Raw genomic sequence first — 16184 nt, forward strand, 5'->3', positions numbered from 1 at the left:
GCGCTCTTGAGTCCATCGCGAGCAAGCTCGCTCCTACAGAGGACCACATTCGCTTAACTGAACAGCATGGCCCCCTTTTTTGCCCTCAGGGATTGGCCACCTGCGCCGGCAGCGCTGGCATGTGCGGGTCATTCCAGGTGAACCGGTAGGCTTTGCCGGCCTCTTGCGGGAGGCATTTGCCGTTGTCGGCATCCGCGCCTGCGATCGACCAGTTCGCCCGTGAGTTTTCGCCCAGTTCACGGGCCGCTTCGGGTTTGAAGCACTGGTTCAGCACGTCATCCGGCACCAGAGCGTAGGCCTTGGGGTGTTCGCGCAGATACTGCGCAGCCTTCTCGACAGAGGAGTAATCCATGCCGAAATGCACGATTGGCTGACGGGCGAACAACCAATGCCCTTCCTCCCAGTTGACCAGCACCAGATCGGCGCCTTGGGTCATGGATGCCGCCTGGGTCATGAGCACCTGATCTATGTTGGTGCCTTCCTTGAGCGGTTCGATGAAACCACGGGCGAACCACAGCACGAACCAGGTCGCCACCAATGCCGGGAACACCCGACGCAAACGCGGGTGCCTTTTGAACCAGCGCTTGAGCAGCCATGGGATCAACGGTGCGGCGACCAGCACCAGCCCAGGCAGCGCCGGGTAGATGTACAACTTGCGCTTGCCCGTGCTGATGCAGAAAAACAGCACCACCAGCAGTACCCAACCGAGCAATACCAGGACCCGGCCGTCACGTTTTTGCAACTGCCGGCGCCAGGCGGGCACCAGCCATGGCAGCACCAGCACCAGCGGTAGCCAGTACTGCGGAATCACGTTGGTGAAAAAGTACCAGAACGGTTCGCGGTGATGCCACGCGGCGGCATAACGGCCCGCGGTCTGGTGCAGGAGGATCTCCCGCGCATAGGCAATTTCGTCAGCGCTGCCATTGACGATGATGGACAAGGCCAACGGCAACAGCCAGATCGCAATCGCTGCCAGCATCACCACCAACCCCAGCAACCACTTGCGCGCCTCGCCGGGCATGGCCACCACACCGGGCCAGTCCTTGCGCACCGCATAGGCGTACGGAATCAGCAACAGCGCCGGCAAGAAACCCACACCCTTGGTGATCACGCCAATGCCCATCGCTGCGCAGCCCGCGTAAAACCAGCGCCACGCAGGTCCCAGCAGCAGGTGCCGCGCCAGACCGTACAGGCCCAGGGAGGTGAACAGAATCAACAAGCTATCGATCTGGCCGGTGCGCAGGATGCTGTAGGTCTGGTACGTCGCCAGGTACAACAGCGCGGCGTTGCGCCCGGTGCGCTGGGTCCACAGGCGACGACCCAGGTCATAGACCATCGCCGTGACCGTCACGGCCGAAAACAGCCCCGGGATATAAAGGGCGATGTTCGGCTTGCCGGTCAGCCAGGTGAAGAACGCCACCGTCCACATGAAAATCGGCGGCTTGTCGCCGTAGATCTCGGCGGCCCGGTGCGGGATCAGCCACGAGCCGTTTTGCAGCATCTCCAGTGCGACGCCAAGGAAGCGTTCCTCGTCCACATTCTGTGCCTGGCGCAACCCCAGCCCCGCGCCGATCAACAGCAGGGCAAGCAGCATCAGGCCCAGGCATTCGACCCTGGGCGACAGTGATCTACGCATGGTTTATTCCTTCACGCTTCTGCTTTTGGCAATCAATTGCAGGTTGCGAAAATAGACGATGGAGCCAAACGCCTGCCCGGCGATGAACACCGGGTCCTGGCGATAAATGGCGTAGGCGAGCAACAAGGTGCTGCCGACGATGCTCAGGTACCAGAAGTTGGTCGGGATCACGCTGCGTTTCTTGTACTCGCTGTACAACCACTGCAGGACAAACCGCCCGGTAAAGGCCACCTGCCCCGCAAAGCCGACCAGCAGCCACAGGGTTTCACGAGTCAACGTCATCCTTCGATCTCCTGGGCAATGGTGTTCAGCCGCGTGCGCTTGATCAGCCACCAGACGCCGAACAAATCGAGAATGCCGACCAGGGCGCGGTCGAGATTACCGTATTTCGACACCCCGGCCGTGCGCGGCCGGTGGTTGACCGGGTGCACGATCATGCGGCCGTTATGGCGCTGGATCAGCGCCGGAATGTAGCGATGCATGTGGTCGAAGTACGGCAGGCGCAAGAACGCCGCGCGCTCGATCAGCTTCAGGCCGCAACCGGTGTCCGGGGTGGCGTCCTTGAGCAGGCGGCGGCGCAGGTTGTTGGCGAAACGCGAGGCGTAGCGCTTGCTCGCCGTATCACGGCGATTGACCCGATGCCCGGCGACCAGTTGCACATCGACCTGGCCCGGTTCGCCGCGCACCAGCGCCAGCATGCCGGGGATGTCCGCCGGGTCGTTCTGGCCGTCGCCATCGAGGGTCGCCAGCCATTGCCCGCGGGCCTCCTGCGCGGCGTGGTACAGCGAAGTGCTCTGCCCCAGCGAGCGCTCGTGATGCAGGATGCGCAAAGTGTTCAAGCCGTCGTGGCGGATCTGCCGCAGTTCATGCAGGGTCGAATCGGTGCTGCCATCGTCGACGACGATGATTTCGTACGATTCAGCGGCCAATGCGACGCGGATTTCCTCAAGCAATGGCTTGAGGTTGTTCGCTTCGTTCTTGGCGGGGATCAGTACGGATACAAAAATGTCTTGGCTCATGGGGTCTCTCTCGCCCTTTTGATTTTTCGAGATCAGAGGCGAACGCTTCAAATCTGATAGAACTGCCGATACCACTTCACAAACTCGCCAACGCCGGTTTCGAGCGTCACTTGCGGGCTGAAGCCCACCCACTCGGCCAGTGCCGAGACATCGGCCCAGGTCTTGACCACATCACCGGCCTGCATCGGCATGTAGTTGCGCCGGGCTTGCAAGCCCAGGGCGGATTCCAGGCAGTCGACGAAATCCAGCAACGCCACCGGCATGCCACGCCCGATGTTGAAGAGCCGGTTTACCCCGGTGACGGAGCCTTGCGGCACCGGAGGCCTTGGGCGTAGTCGGGCGATACCTTCGACAATGTCGTCGACGTAGGTAAAGTCGCGCGACATCTGCCCCTGGTTGTAAATGTCGATGGGCAGGTCTTTGAGGATGGCGTCGGTAAACTTGAACAGTGCCATGTCCGGGCGACCCCATGGACCGTAGACGGTAAAAAAGCGCAGGCCACTGGCTTTCAGGCCATACAAGTGGCAGTAACTTTCGGCCAACAGTTCATTGGCGCGCTTGCTGGCGGCGTACAGCGAAACGGGATGTTCGACAGGGTCCTCGACACTGAACGGCATCTTGCTGTTGGTGCCGTACACCGAACTGCTCGAGGCGTAGATCAGATGCTCGGGGCGATGGTGCCGACAGGCTTCCAGCACATTGAGGAACCCCACCAGGTTCGATTGCCCATAGACATCCGGGTTGTCCAGCGAATAGCGCACCCCGGCCTGAGCGGCCAGGTGCACCACCTCGGTAAAACGGTATTCTTGAAACAGGCTCATCAGGGCCGGTTTGTCGACGATGTCCATTTTCCGGAAGCGAAAGCCCGGCAAAGCCTCCAGCACCTTGAGGCGTGCATGCTTGAGTTCCACGTCGTAGTAGTCGTTGAGGTTGTCGATACCGACAACGTCCTGACCCTCGCGGCACAAGCGCTGGACCGTATGAAAACCGATGAAACCGGCTGCACCGGTGACCAGAACGGTCATTGGACGCACGCCTGCGACTGCGCCGCGATCGGCGCGAGATTACTGATCCAGACCCTTGTCAGCTTCATATTCAGCTCCTGCTTATGGCGTCATTCGCGCACGGTTTCGTTGTGAAGCTTATAAAACAGAAACATTTCAGTTTCGATAACCCCGTGCGCGACCTCAGCAAAAAAACAATATTTGGCCGAATCAACCGCTACTATCTGGCCGAATCGTCACGTGGTTTATAAAACCGGAACAAGCCGATATCCACGGTCTTGATGTATTGCGTCGCCCAATCCGGCTTGACGGTACGATCATGGAAATACAGGGCACCCTGGGTGCGGTCCGGCAGTTCCTTGTTCAGGGCCTTGCGTGCGATTTCCTTGGCCATCGCATAAGGCACCTCTTCCTGGACCGAATCGGACTTGCCGTCACACCACCAGGAAAACTGGCAACTCTTGGTCTCCGACCCCTGCTTCACCACTTTGCACACCGTGTCCGGAAAGCCCTCGTGGCCCAGGCGATTCATGACCACGTTGGCCACCGCCTCCATGTCGGCGACGTCCTTGCCCCTGGCTTCCCAGTAAATGGAGCGGGCCAGGCAGGTGATCGCGTCGTCCAGCGGCGCGGCCCCCGCCGGGTCGACGGCCTGGACTTCGGACGGGGTAATCGCTTCAGCCTTCGGTGCCGGTGCGGGGTCTTTATTCTCGGCGGCTTTCTGTTCCAGCACCTCGGCCTTGTTCTCGGCCGCTTGCTGTTTCTGTTCTTGATCCGTAGCGGACACCGGGCCAGCAAGCAACGTGAAGGCTAGGCAGCTGGCGATCCAGTCGAGGCGCATGGTCGGTGTCACTCGGTGAGCGATTCGATTCAGTGTAGTAGTGAAATGATTTCACCCGGCCCACTACACTCTGGATAATTCCGTTGTCTTAGACGGGGCAACTTCGCGCATCATGGGTGCCATCTGCTCAAGGGGGATTTTCATGGGTTTCATCTCATCCGCAATGCGTTTGGCCGGTTTGTCTCTGGGCCTGGTATTGGCCGCTAACGCTATGGCGGCGGACGAAGCGCAATTGATCGAATCGATCAACGTTTACCGCAGCCAACTGCAGCGCTGTGCCGGCCAGGTCTCAGCGGAGTTGCCGCCACTGTCGGCCGACCCGCGCCTGGTGCTGACCGCCTCGAGCATCGGCAATCTGCAGCAGGCCATGGCCACTGCGGGTTACCCCATGAAGAATGTGCAGGCCATCAGCCTGTCCGGGCCTCGCGATGCAGCCTCGGCGATGAAAGCGATTCAGGAGAGTTTTTGCCAGATCGTCCTCGACCCGCAGTTCGTCGATGTCGGCGTCAGCCGCCAGGACAATCAGTGGCGCATCGTCGTGGCGCGGCCACTGCTGAGTTCACGCCTGGGCGACTGGCAGACCGAGGGCCAGAAGCTGCTCATCGAACTCAACGCCGCACGGGCCAAGCCGCGTCAATGCGGCACCCAGTCGTTCAATGCGACCGCGCCGCTGGCCTGGAACGCCACGCTGGGCACGGCCGCCGAAACCCACTCGCGCTCCATGGCCAACAACAACTACTTCGACCACAAGGACCGCGATGGCCGCACCCCGGGCGACCGCGCGGAACTGGCCGGCTACGACTTCCAGCAGATCGGCGAAAACATCGCCGCCGGGCAGGACAGCGTACGCAAGGTGGTCGAAGGCTGGCTGACCAGCCCCGGTCACTGCGCCAACCTGATGAACCCGCAGTTCCGTGAATTGGGCGCGGCGTATGCGACCGATCCGAAGAGCGATGCGGGGATTTACTGGACGGCGGTGTTTGGCGCGCAGTAACCAAAAACCGAAGTCCCTGTAGGAGGGCTGGTCCACGTAGTGGCTCCAGACCGTGTACATCAGGATTACAGTTCATCATAGATCCGGTCGATCACCCGGTCATCAATAGTGATTGGACGCCCGTCAAAGTTGCTCTTAGCCTGCGCTCAACAAGTCCGCAAACAACGTAATCCGTAACTGTAGGAGCGAGCCTGCTCGCGATGGTCCCAAGGACACCGCGTTTAACCAGAAAGCGCGCGTAATCGTTAACGACCATCGCGAGCAGGCTCGCTCCTACAGGTTTTGCGGATACTCATTCAATGTGTGCCGTGCCAAGAAAGAAAATCATGTCAGAACGAGTCTTGATCGATGGCTTCTCCCGGCGCGTGGACTATCTGCGGATATCGGTCACCGACCGCTGCGATTTCCGTTGCGTGTATTGCATGGCCGAGGACATGCAGTTTCTGCCGCGCCAACGGGTGTTGACGCTGGAAGAGATTTATCAACTGGCACAAAGCTTCGTGGCGCTGGGCACCCGCAAGATCCGTCTGACCGGAGGTGAGCCGCTGATCCGTCCGGGCGTGGTGCAACTGTGCGAGAAGATCGCCGCCCTGCCCGGCCTGCGTGAACTGTGCATGACCACCAATGGTTCGCAGTTGGCCAAACTGGCCGAGCCGTTGTTCGAGGCCGGGGTCAAGCGCCTCAACATCAGCCTCGACTGCCTGGACCCGCAACGCTTTCGCGAACTGACTCGCACCGGTGATCTGGCGCAGGTGATCAAGGGCATCGACGCGGCCAACCAGGCGGGATTTCGCAACACCAAGCTCAATTGCGTGGTGATGAAAGGCCGCAACGACCATGAGATCAATGATCTGGTGAGCTTCGCCATCGACCGTAACCTCGACATCTCCTTCATCGAGGAAATGCCGTTGGGCACCATCGACGAACACAGCCGCGCCGAATCGTTTTTCGCAAGCAGCCAGGTCCGCGAACGCATCGCCGAACGCTACACTTTGATTGATTCCGCCGAGTCGACCCAGGGTCCGTCGCGCTACTGGCGCCTGGCCGAGGCGCCGCAGATTCGCCTGGGGTTCATCTCACCCCACAGCCACAACTTTTGCGGCACCTGCAACCGGGTGCGACTGACCGTGGAAGGACGTCTGCTGCTGTGCCTGGGCAATGAGCACGCAGTGGATCTCAAGGCTGTGTTGCGCAGCCACCCCGGACAGCCCGAACGCCTGGAAAAAGCCATTATCGAGGCGATGAAACTCAAGCCTTATCGACACAACTTCGAAGTGAACGACGATGTTCAGGTCATTCGCTTCATGAACATGACGGGCGGCTGAACCCCATGATCGTCAGACCCAAACCCAACCTGATCGGCGTGCTGACGTCCCTCAAGGGTTCGATTGCCAAGCGCATTGCCTGGCGCAGCCTGATGGTGACGTTGCTCGCCGCGGCCATCGTGCTCATCGAAACCTTGCACCCCAGCTACTTTTCCAAGGTCAGCGCCACGCCCTTCACGCTGCTGGGTTTGTCGTTGTCGATCTTCATGAGCTTTCGCAACAACGCCTGCTACGACCGCTGGTATGAAGCGCGCAAGGCGTGGGGCGATGTGATCGTGGAAGTCCGCTCGATGATTCGTGAAACCCTGGCCATCAAAGACACGGATGAGCGACACACGGTCCTCAGCAACCTGTGCGGCTTTGCCCATGCCCTCAATGCGCGGCTGCGCCAGGAAAACGAACTGGCCGCCAGTGGCGACTGGCTGCAGCCGATGCCCAAGGGCAACTCCACGGACGTCAGTGGGCAGATACTGATGCAGGTCGGCCAACAGTGCTCGGCTCTCAACGAGTCCGGGGCGATCAACGACTGGCGCTACACGCTCATGGCCAACCATCTGACCAGCCTGACCCACGCGCAGGCGGTTTGTGAACGGATCAAGAACACTCCACTGCCGTTTCCCTACACCCTGCTGCTGCACCGCACCATCTACCTGTTCTGCATCCTCCTGCCGTTCGCCATGGCCGAGCCCCTGGGCTGGCTGACACCGATTTTCACCGCGATTGTCAGCTACACCTTTTTCGGCCTGGATGCGATTGCCGATGAACTGGAAGACCCCTTCGGCCGCGACGAAAACGACCTGCCCACCGACGCCATCGTGCGCAACATCGAGCGTGATGTGTTGGCCGCGCTGGGTGTGACGGAACTGCCGCCACAACTGGAGCCGGTGGATTTTGTTCTGAATTGACCCTCAAGAAACACGCAATCCCTGTAGGAGCGGGCTTGCCCGCGAGGGCGGTGGGTCAGGCAACATCTCTGTTGAATGTGCCGGCCTCTTCGCGAGCAGGCTCGCTCCCACAGGGGACTGTAGCCAGGCGCGGGATTAGCGTGCACTGAAGATCAAAACTGTAGGAGCGAGCCTGCTCGCGATTGCGGACTGTCTGCAAACATCTCTATTGAGTGGTGCATCTGATGTTCTGAATCAAACATTTACACGCGTCACATTCCTCCCTAGTATCCAGCCATCCCCGGATGGCTTGTGCTACTCGCCACCGACGATTTGCGCCGCCGGAAACCTGCGCCATGCGTACTTTGCCATCAGAACAGCAACTGCTGAAACTCTCGAACCTGGCCGCCTCGCTGCTGGCCGTGGACGGCATTGCATGAAGCGCATCGTCAACCTGCCCATGGCCCTGCGCCGCTCCAAACTGCGTCACTCCGCACGTCCGCCGGATAGCGCCCTGCTCGCCTGATCGGCGAGCCCCTTCCTTTCGCTATCCCTGCGTTTGCTCAGCGTATGCAATCCCTGTAGGAGCTGGCTTGTCAGCTCCTGCAAGTTGCGCACGTTGACTGACCGGCATTGAGCTTCTTTCAATTCTGCGTGGACACCGACATGACTCAACGTTGCAATTCTTACTACACCGCCACCCTCGACCAAGACACCGACTACCCAACGCTGCAAGGCCAGCACCGGGTTGACGTGGTGATCATCGGCGGCGGATTCACCGGCGTGGCCAGCGCCGTCGAGCTGGCGGAAAAAGGCCTGAAGGTCGCCATCGTCGAAAGCCACAAGATCGGCTGGGGCGCCACCGGGCGCAATGGCGGCCAGGTCACCGGCAGCCTGTCGGGCGACGAAGCCATGCGCAAACAGATGCGCCGCACCATAGGCGATGAAGTCGACGACTTCATCTGGAACCTGCGCTGGCGCGGACACCAGATCATCCGGCAGCGCGTGGAAAAATACGGCATCGCCTGCGACCTCAAGCACGGCCACCTGCACGCCGCGTACAAACCCGCGCACATGGACGGCTTGCGCAAGGATTACGACGAGGCGGTGCGCCGGGGCATGGGCGATGAGGTCAGTCTGCTCGACCGCAGCCAGGTGCGCGACCTGCTGCAAAGCGACCTCTACCACGGCGCGATCAAGAACACCCGCAACATGCACCTGCATCCGTTGAACCTGTGCATCGGCGAAGCCCGCGCAGCCGAGAGCCTCGGTGCGTTGATCTTCGAGAACAGCGAAGTGCTGGAGATCATCCATGGCGATGGCCTTCACAAGCGCCCCGGCATACGCACCGCCCACGGGCAGATCGACGCCAATCAGGTGCTGCTGGCCGGCGACGTCTACCACAAGCTGGAACCGGGCAAGCTCAAGGGCAAGATTTTCCCGGCCATGGGCGGCATCGTCACCACCGCGCCGCTGGGCGATCTGGCCAGACAGATCAACCCCGAAGACCTGGCGGTCTACGACTGCCGTTTCGTACTCGACTACTACCGCCTGACCGCTGACGGTCGCCTGTTGTTCGGTGGCGGCGCCAACTACAGCGGCAAGGATTCGCGCGACATCGCCGCCGAGCTGCGCCCGTGCATCGAGCAAACCTTCCCGGCGCTCAAAGGCGTGGCCATCGACTACCAGTGGAGCTGCGCGATGGGCATCGTGATCAACCGTATCCCGCAACTGGGCAAGCTCTCGGACAACGTCTGGTATTGTCAGGGCTACTCCGGCCACGGCATCGCCACCACCCACATCATGGGCGAAATCATGGGGCGGGCGATCACCGGGCAACTGGAGCAGTTCGACACCTTCGCCGCCTGCCAGCACATCCGTGTGCCCATGGGCGACCTGCTCGGCAACCCGATGCTCGCCGCGGGCATGTGGTACTACCAGATGCTTGAGCGATTGCGCTGAGATTGTTGGCCAATACATTCAACATGGATGTTGTTTGTTCCGGCCCCTTCGCGGGCAAGCCCGCTCCTACAGGGGTTGTTTTCCGGCCTCGATATTTGTGGTCGACATCGATCCCTGTGGGAGCGGCGGTGCGGCGATCCGACTTGCCCGCGAAGGGGCCGCTACATTCAATACATCTACCAGCAAAAAATGCTCAAGCCTGCACCACCTCGATCCCCAGCGCCCGGTAATCCTCGACATTGCCTGACGCCACATGCCGTTCGGTGATCAGCGTGTGCACGCGGTTGCAAGGCGCGACGACAAAGGGCTCCACCGCACCGAGTTTGTCTGCGGTGGTGACGGCGATCACGTGGGAAGCACAGTCGAGCATCGCCTGTTTCACCGGCACTTCATCAAAATGCAGTGAACTCAAGCCCACCTGCGGGTGTATTGCGCAGACCCCGGTAAACAACAGGTCGGCCTTGATGCCCGCCAGCAGCCGCAGGGTTTCGTGGCCGCTGGCCGACAGCGTCGCCGGGTTTAGCTGGCCGCCGGCCAGGATCACCTTGATGCCTTGGTATTCGGACAGGGTAATGGCCGTCATCGGTGACGCGGTGATCGCGGTGATGGCGATGTCCGCCGGCAGCGAGCGCGCAATCTGCAAGGTGGTGGTGCCGGAATCGAACACCACGATCTGACCGTTCTGCACCCGTTGCGCGGCCAGTTGCGCCAGATGGGTTTTCACTTCATCGGTTTCGCTGATCCGGGTGAAATAGTCCTTGCCCGTATCCTTGGGTCGCGGCAACGCCCCGCCGTGCACCCGCTGCACCAGGCCGGCGCTGGCCAGCTCTGCCAGATCGCGGCGGATGGTGTCTTCGGACACCGCGAAATGCTGGCTCAACTCCGAGGCCATGACCTTGCCATCACGTTCGAGGATTAACAGGATCTTTTGCCGGCGCACTGACGGAAGTTCGGCTGCAGATTGGTTGTCGTGCATGTTTTTGCTCGTTTATGCGTTTAATTGCGTGTTACCCGAGAGTATCTGCAACCCTGCGCAAAAACAACGAACCGGCCAGGTATCATTTTTTTCGATCTTTCAAATCATTACGCCGAATTTTTCATTTTCCTGTGACCTGTTCAAGATGGCGCCGTCACTCATGTTTTGGATGGAAACTTCATGAATATCAATTTTGCTTTTGCGTGCATGATCGTGGTCTCGTTCACGATTGCACTGGTTCACGCCTGACCGACAGATCGTGAGGCTTCAAGATGTGCAAGGTCGTGGTAAAAAGCCTGACAGATCAGGAATATGCTCTATAAACAGTGGTGTCACGATTTCCGATCAGGGGAACTGGAAGGCTCCCCCGGAAGTTGATCTCTAAAAAAGCGGCGGACAATTGAGTGCCCGCCAGGAGACACCACCGATGAAAGCCCTGAAAATCGCCGCCAGTGAAGGCGCATCCACTTGTTTCCTGAACGCCCGGGAGGTGGTCCCGCTCGGTCACACCGACTTCACCGACGTCGCCGTGGCCGTGGTGTCGGTCAATGATGTGTTGGCCGGATCCCTCGACGCCATTCAGCGCACCGGTTTTGATATCCCGATTTTCCTGGTGGCGTCCCCCGGCACCAGCACCCACCCCCGGGAAGTCTACAAACACCTCAATGACGTGCTGTTGCAAGTGAACGGCATCTTCGACCTGTCCCCCAGCAACGTCGAATACCACGGTAACCAACTGGAGACCGCCGCCAAGGCCTATGAAGAAAGCCTGCTGCCGCCGTTCTTCGATGCGCTCAAACACTACACCGAAGCCGCCAACGCGACCTTTGCCTGCCCCGGTCACCAGGGCGGCCAGTTCTTTCGCAAGCACCCGGCCGGCCGGCAGTTTTTCGACTTCTTCGGCGAGACGCTGTTTCGCGCCGACATGTGCAACGCCGACGTCAAGCTCGGCGACCTGCTGATCCACGAAGGCCCGGCACTGCTGGCACAGAAACACGCCGCGCAAGTGTTCAACGCCGACAAGACCTACTTCGTGCTCAACGGCACCTCGGCCTCGAACAAGGTGGTGACCAACGCCCTGTTGACCCCGGGCGACCTGGTGCTGTTCGACCGCAACAACCACAAGTCCAATCACCAGGGCGCCTTGTTGCAGGCCGGTGCCACGCCGGTCTATCTGGAAACCGCGCGCAACCCTTATGGCTTCATCGGCGGCATCGACGCCCACTGTTTCGAAGAAAACTATCTGCGCGAGCTGATCACCGAAATCGCCCCGGACAAGGCGCAACTGCCACGGCCGTTCCGCCTGGCGATCATTCAACTGGGCACCTACGACGGCACCGTGTACAACGCCCGGCAAGTGGTCGACCGCATCGGCAAACTGTGTGACTACATCCTGTTCGACTCGGCGTGGGTCGGCTACGAACAGTTCATTCCGATGATGAAAGACTGCTCGCCGCTGTTGCTCGACCTCAACGAGAACGACCCGGGCATCTTCGTCACGCAATCGGTGCACAAACAGCAGGCCGGTTTTTCCCAGGCCTCGCAAATCCACAAGAAAGACCGGCACATCAAAGGCCAGGCGCGCTATTGCAACCATCACCGGCTCAACAACGCCTTCATGGCCCAGGCGTCCACCAGCCCGTTCTACCCGCTGTTCGCCTCACTGGATGTGAATGCGCGCATTCACTCCGGCCGCAGTGGCCTGCGTCTGTGGGAAGACTGCGTGAAGTTCGGTATCGAAGCGCGCAAGCTGATCCTCGAAGCCTGCACCCTGGTCCGCCCGTTCGTGCCGGATACCATTGAAGGGCGTGCGTGGGAGGACTATCCAACGGAAGAAATCGCCAGCGACATCCGCTTCTTCGAGTTCCATCCCAAGGACCGCTGGCACGCCTTTGCCGGCTACGCCGAGAAGCAGTACTTCATCGACCCGTGCAAGTTGCTGTTCACCACGCCGGGCATCGACCCGGTGGACGGCAGCTACACCGACTTCGGCATTCACGCCGGCATCCTGGCCAACTTCCTGCGCGAGAACGGCATCGTCCCGGAAAAGTGCGACCTCAACTCGATCCTGTTCCTGCTCACGCCGGCCGAAGACTGGGCGAAGATGACCCACCTGGCCGCACAGATCGCCCGCTTCGAACGCTTCATCAGCGAAGACGCACCGATGAGCCGGGTGCTGCCGGCCATCTACGCGCAGCACCAGGAACGCTACCGCGACTACACCATCCGCCAGCTCTGCCAGGAAATGCACGACCTGTATCGCAGCCACAACGTGCAGCAGTTGCAGAAGGACATGTTCCGCAAGGCACACTTCCCGAAAAAGGCCATGAACCCGCAGCAAGCACAAATCGAGTACATCCGTGGCAACGTCGAACTGGTGGCGCTGGCGGATGCGGACGGGCGTATCGCGGCCGAGGGCGCGCTGCCTTATCCGCCGGGCGTCTTGTGCGTGGTGCCCGGGGAGATCTGGGGTGGCGCGGTGTTGAAGTACTTCCTGGCCCTGGAAGAAGGCATCAACCGCTTGCCCGGTTTCACGCCGGAGTTGCAGGGGGTGTACCTGCAGCAGGAAGGCGGTCGCACCCGGGCGTATGGGTACGTGATCAACGCCTGATGGCAGGCGGCAGGAGCCGGCGAGGGCCGGCTCCTGCCCAACGCATCGATCAGAATTTTTCCGCAATGAACTTGAACGGATAGTCCGGCTCCCGGTACTTACCGGGACCTTGCCGTTTGGGCAGCTTCACTGTCGCCCGAGGTACTTCCTCGTAAGGAATGCTTTTGAGCACATCACTGATGATGTTCAGTCGCGCCCGTCGCTTGTCATTGGAGTTGGCGACTCGCCAAGGGGCGAATTTGGTGTCGGTGTACTTGAACATGTCGTCCCGGGCACGGGAGTAGTCGTACCAGCGGTTGTAGGACTTGAGGTCCATGGGCGACAGCTTCCAGATCTTGCGCCCGTCGGTGATACGCGCCTTGAGGCGTCGGGTCTGTTCCTCCTGACTCACCTCAAGCCAGTACTTGATCAGGATGATTCCCGATTCGACCAGTGCCTGCTCGACACGCGGCGCCACGGTAAGAAACGTGCGCACCTGCTCCTCGCTGCAAAAGCCCATGACCCGCTCGACCCCGGCGCGGTTGTACCAGCTGCGATCGAAGATCACCACTTCACCGGCCGCCGGCAGGTGCGGCAGATAACGTTGCAAATACATCTGGCTTTTTTCCCGGTCGGTCGGCGCCGGCAGCGCCATCACCCGGAACACCCGCGGACTGACCCGTTCGGTCAGCGCCTTGATGGTCCCGCCCTTGCCGGCGCCATCACGGCCCTCGAAGATGATGCAAATCTTCGCGCCCGTGTGCTGCACCCACTCCTGCAACTTGACCAGCTCGACGTGCAGCTTCGCCAGTTCCTCGAGATACACCTTGTTCTTGAGCTTGTCGCCTTCGACCGGTTTGCTTTTCGGTGCAGCCTTCTTCTTTGCCATGCCCGTTATCTCCTTCAATGCGTCACACAGCGTCCGGAGTGCGCCCGGCCGCGTTCATTCAGCCTCGACTGCGCTGGTAGTGTTCAACCGCCTGCTCCAGATTCAGGAACATGCGCGCCTCGCCCAACGTATGGCCCAACGGTGCCTTGATGACCATGTCCCATACGCCCGGGCTCATGCCCACCAGCCACAGTGAAATGCCTTTTTCGCGCATTCGCTGTTCCGCTCCGGTGAGCATTTTCAGGGCTGTGTATTCCAGGTCGAACACGCTGCGCAGGTCCAGGACCACGACTTTGGGGGTCGCGACATCAATCAGCGGTCGGATCTTCTCGGCGATGCGCTCGGCGTTGGCGAAAAAAATCCGCCCTTCAGGCCGAAGCAACAGCAGCCCGTCAAAGTGTTCGTCATCGACGTGGTCGGCGGACTGCGGCCGGTACACATTGGTGCCGGGTTTGCGCCCGAGGATGTGCACGGGTGGGTCCGAGACTTGATAGGCCAGTGCCAGCAACGAGACGATAATCGCCACGACGATCCCTTGCAGCGTGCCCAACAGCATCACGCCGATCATGGCCACCACGGCCCAGGCAAATTCGGTACGGCGAACCGACAGGATCTCGCGAAATTCCGCCGGCTCGATCAGACCCACCGAATACACAATCACCACGGCAGCGAGCGTGGCATTGGGCATCAGGCCAATCAGCGGCGCCAGCAGCAGGCAAGTGCCCAAAGCCAGTGCTGCGGTGACCAGTGCGGCCAGTTGCGAACGGGCGCCGGCCAGGCGGTTCACAGCGGTTTGAGTGGTCCCGCCACCGGCGACCATGGCCCCGAGAAATGCGCCGCCGATGTTGGCAACGCCGGTGGCCAGCAGCTCCCGATTCGGCTGTGGCGCGGGCTCGTCACTGCGGGCGAACGCGCGCCCCGCCGCGATGGTTTCGGTGAAACTCATCAGCGCGATGCCCATCGCCGAAGGCCACAGGGTTTCGGCCAGCGACCATACCGGCAGGGTCGGCGCGGGCAATCCGATCGGCACCAGGCCGACGGCGGACACACCAAAGCTCTCCAGGCCAAACAGGCTCATGCCAAGGATGCCCAGCGCCACCGCAATCAACGGTGCGGGCAGCCGCGGCGTAAAACGCTTCATGCCGACCAGCAGCAAGACCATGGACACACCGACCGCCACGGTGGGCAGCGAGGCATGACCGATGCTCTGAACCGTGGCCAGCAGATTGTGCAGGAAGCCACCTTTGTCGATGTGAGTACCGAGCAATTTGGGTAGCTGGTCGAGCACGATGACCACGCCGATGCCGGCCTTGAAGCCCACCAGCACCGGCTCGGAAATGAAATTGGCGACGAAACCCAGGCGCAGCAATCCCGCGACGATCAGGATCGCGCCCACCATCAGGGCCAGCGTGGCGGAACCCGCGAGCAAGGTCGCCGCATCGCCATCGGGGCTGATCTGGCCCAAGGCGGAACCGGCGAGAATGGCCAGGGTGGTCGTGGTGCTGACACTGAGCGGGCGCGAGGTGCCGAGCACGGCGTAGATCACCATCGGCACCAGCGCCGTGTACAGCCCGACCTGCACCGGCAGACCGGCAATGGTGGCGTACGCCAGCGCCTTGGGAATGACCACGGCCGCTGCCGTCAGCCCGGCGACCACATCGCCTCGCAGCCAGTCTGGCCGATAACTGCCGAGCCATTGCGGGATCAACAGGCTGCGCAAGGTACCCCGCGGCGGAGTGCCAGGACCGCGCTCTTGCGGATGGCTGCCTTGTTGATTCATGAGTCGCTCCAGTCGTAAATCGTCCCATGCGGATGATGAGTAGACTCAACTGACCGCACAATCCTTTAACTGCACGCGTAACCACTGCAAACCTTCATCGGCAGCGAAGCGCGTGTACCGGCAGGCAGTCCACGCAGGCTCGACCAGTTACAAATGTAGCCGGTTTGCACGGCTACGCCGCCCAATGGCTGGCGAAGGGGGCAGACGCCCCGCCATCACCGGTCAAAAAGGGAAAGCCTTGTATGGACGACGTCATGAAAGCGATAAATGAGCTATACCCGCTA

13 protein-coding genes are annotated in these 16184 nt (G+C 60.8%); 5 read left to right on the plus strand and 8 right to left on the minus strand.

Annotated elements, in window-relative coordinates:
* Positions 1–85: 85 nt before the first annotated feature.
* From C8K63_RS06830 to C8K63_RS06850, 5 genes are all read right to left on the minus strand, one after another.
* Positions 86–1636 (minus strand): glycosyltransferase family 39 protein, encoded by a 1551-nt coding sequence (locus C8K63_RS06830; protein ID WP_108215992.1) that lies wholly within the window; start codon positions 1634–1636, stop codon positions 86–88.
* Positions 1637–1639: 3 nt separating this feature from the next.
* Entirely contained in the window at positions 1640–1918 is a 279-nt protein-coding gene (locus C8K63_RS06835) for a lipid-A-disaccharide synthase N-terminal domain-containing protein (protein WP_108215993.1), read from the minus strand.
* Positions 1915–2655 carry a glycosyltransferase family 2 protein gene (locus C8K63_RS06840; RefSeq protein ID WP_108215994.1) on the minus strand — a complete coding sequence of 247 codons (741 nt, stop codon included), beginning with the start codon at positions 2653–2655 and terminating at the stop codon, positions 1915–1917. Before C8K63_RS06840 ends, C8K63_RS06835 begins: the two co-directional genes overlap by 4 nt.
* 47 nt (positions 2656–2702) lie before the next feature.
* The gene (locus tag C8K63_RS06845; RefSeq protein WP_108215995.1) at positions 2703–3680 is read right to left on the minus strand and encodes an NAD-dependent epimerase; all 978 of its coding nucleotides are present in this window, start codon (positions 3678–3680) and stop codon (positions 2703–2705) included.
* A 199-nt stretch (positions 3681–3879) separates the two neighbouring features.
* Positions 3880–4500 carry a cell wall hydrolase gene (locus tag C8K63_RS06850; protein WP_108215996.1) on the minus strand — a complete coding sequence of 207 codons (621 nt, stop codon included), beginning with the start codon at positions 4498–4500 and terminating at the stop codon, positions 3880–3882.
* A 142-nt stretch (positions 4501–4642) separates the two neighbouring features.
* On the opposite strand from C8K63_RS06850, the gene C8K63_RS06855 reads away from it, so the two are divergent.
* The 4 genes from C8K63_RS06855 to C8K63_RS06870 all read left to right on the plus strand — a co-directional run bounded on the left by C8K63_RS06855 (position 4643) and on the right by C8K63_RS06870 (position 9665).
* Positions 4643–5494, plus strand: a complete 852-nt coding sequence (locus C8K63_RS06855; protein WP_108215997.1) for a CAP domain-containing protein — start codon at positions 4643–4645, stop codon at positions 5492–5494.
* Between the two features lie 326 nt (positions 5495–5820).
* The gene (gene moaA, locus C8K63_RS06860; RefSeq protein ID WP_108215998.1) at positions 5821–6819 is read left to right on the plus strand and encodes a GTP 3',8-cyclase MoaA; all 999 of its coding nucleotides are present in this window, start codon (positions 5821–5823) and stop codon (positions 6817–6819) included.
* A 5-nt stretch (positions 6820–6824) separates the two neighbouring features.
* Entirely contained in the window at positions 6825–7724 is a 900-nt protein-coding gene (locus tag C8K63_RS06865; RefSeq protein WP_108215999.1) for a bestrophin family protein, read from the plus strand.
* A 645-nt stretch (positions 7725–8369) separates the two neighbouring features.
* Positions 8370–9665 (plus strand): FAD-binding oxidoreductase, encoded by a 1296-nt coding sequence (locus C8K63_RS06870; RefSeq protein ID WP_108216000.1) that lies wholly within the window; start codon positions 8370–8372, stop codon positions 9663–9665.
* 193 nt (positions 9666–9858) lie between these two features.
* Here the strand turns inward: C8K63_RS06870 and C8K63_RS06875 are convergent, their stop codons facing one another.
* Positions 9859–10641, minus strand: a complete 783-nt coding sequence (locus tag C8K63_RS06875) for a DeoR/GlpR family DNA-binding transcription regulator (protein ID WP_108216001.1) — start codon at positions 10639–10641, stop codon at positions 9859–9861.
* 427 nt (positions 10642–11068) lie between these two features.
* Between C8K63_RS06875 and speF the strand changes: the two genes are divergently transcribed.
* The gene (gene speF, locus C8K63_RS06880; protein WP_108216002.1) at positions 11069–13252 is read left to right on the plus strand and encodes an ornithine decarboxylase SpeF; all 2184 of its coding nucleotides are present in this window, start codon (positions 11069–11071) and stop codon (positions 13250–13252) included.
* A 49-nt stretch (positions 13253–13301) separates the two neighbouring features.
* Here the strand turns inward: speF and ppk2 are convergent, their stop codons facing one another.
* Positions 13302–14120 carry a polyphosphate kinase 2 gene (gene ppk2, locus C8K63_RS06885; RefSeq protein ID WP_108216003.1) on the minus strand — a complete coding sequence of 273 codons (819 nt, stop codon included), beginning with the start codon at positions 14118–14120 and terminating at the stop codon, positions 13302–13304.
* 58 nt (positions 14121–14178) lie between these two features.
* On the minus strand, positions 14179–15900 hold the full coding sequence (locus tag C8K63_RS06890) for a SulP family inorganic anion transporter (RefSeq protein ID WP_108216004.1): 1722 nt from the start codon (positions 15898–15900) through the stop codon (positions 14179–14181).
* Between the last annotated feature and the right edge of the window lie 284 nt (positions 15901–16184).

The sequence above is a fragment of the Pseudomonas sp. GV085 genome (assembly GCF_003050925.1).
Taxonomy (GTDB): Bacteria; Pseudomonadota; Gammaproteobacteria; order Pseudomonadales; family Pseudomonadaceae; genus Aquipseudomonas.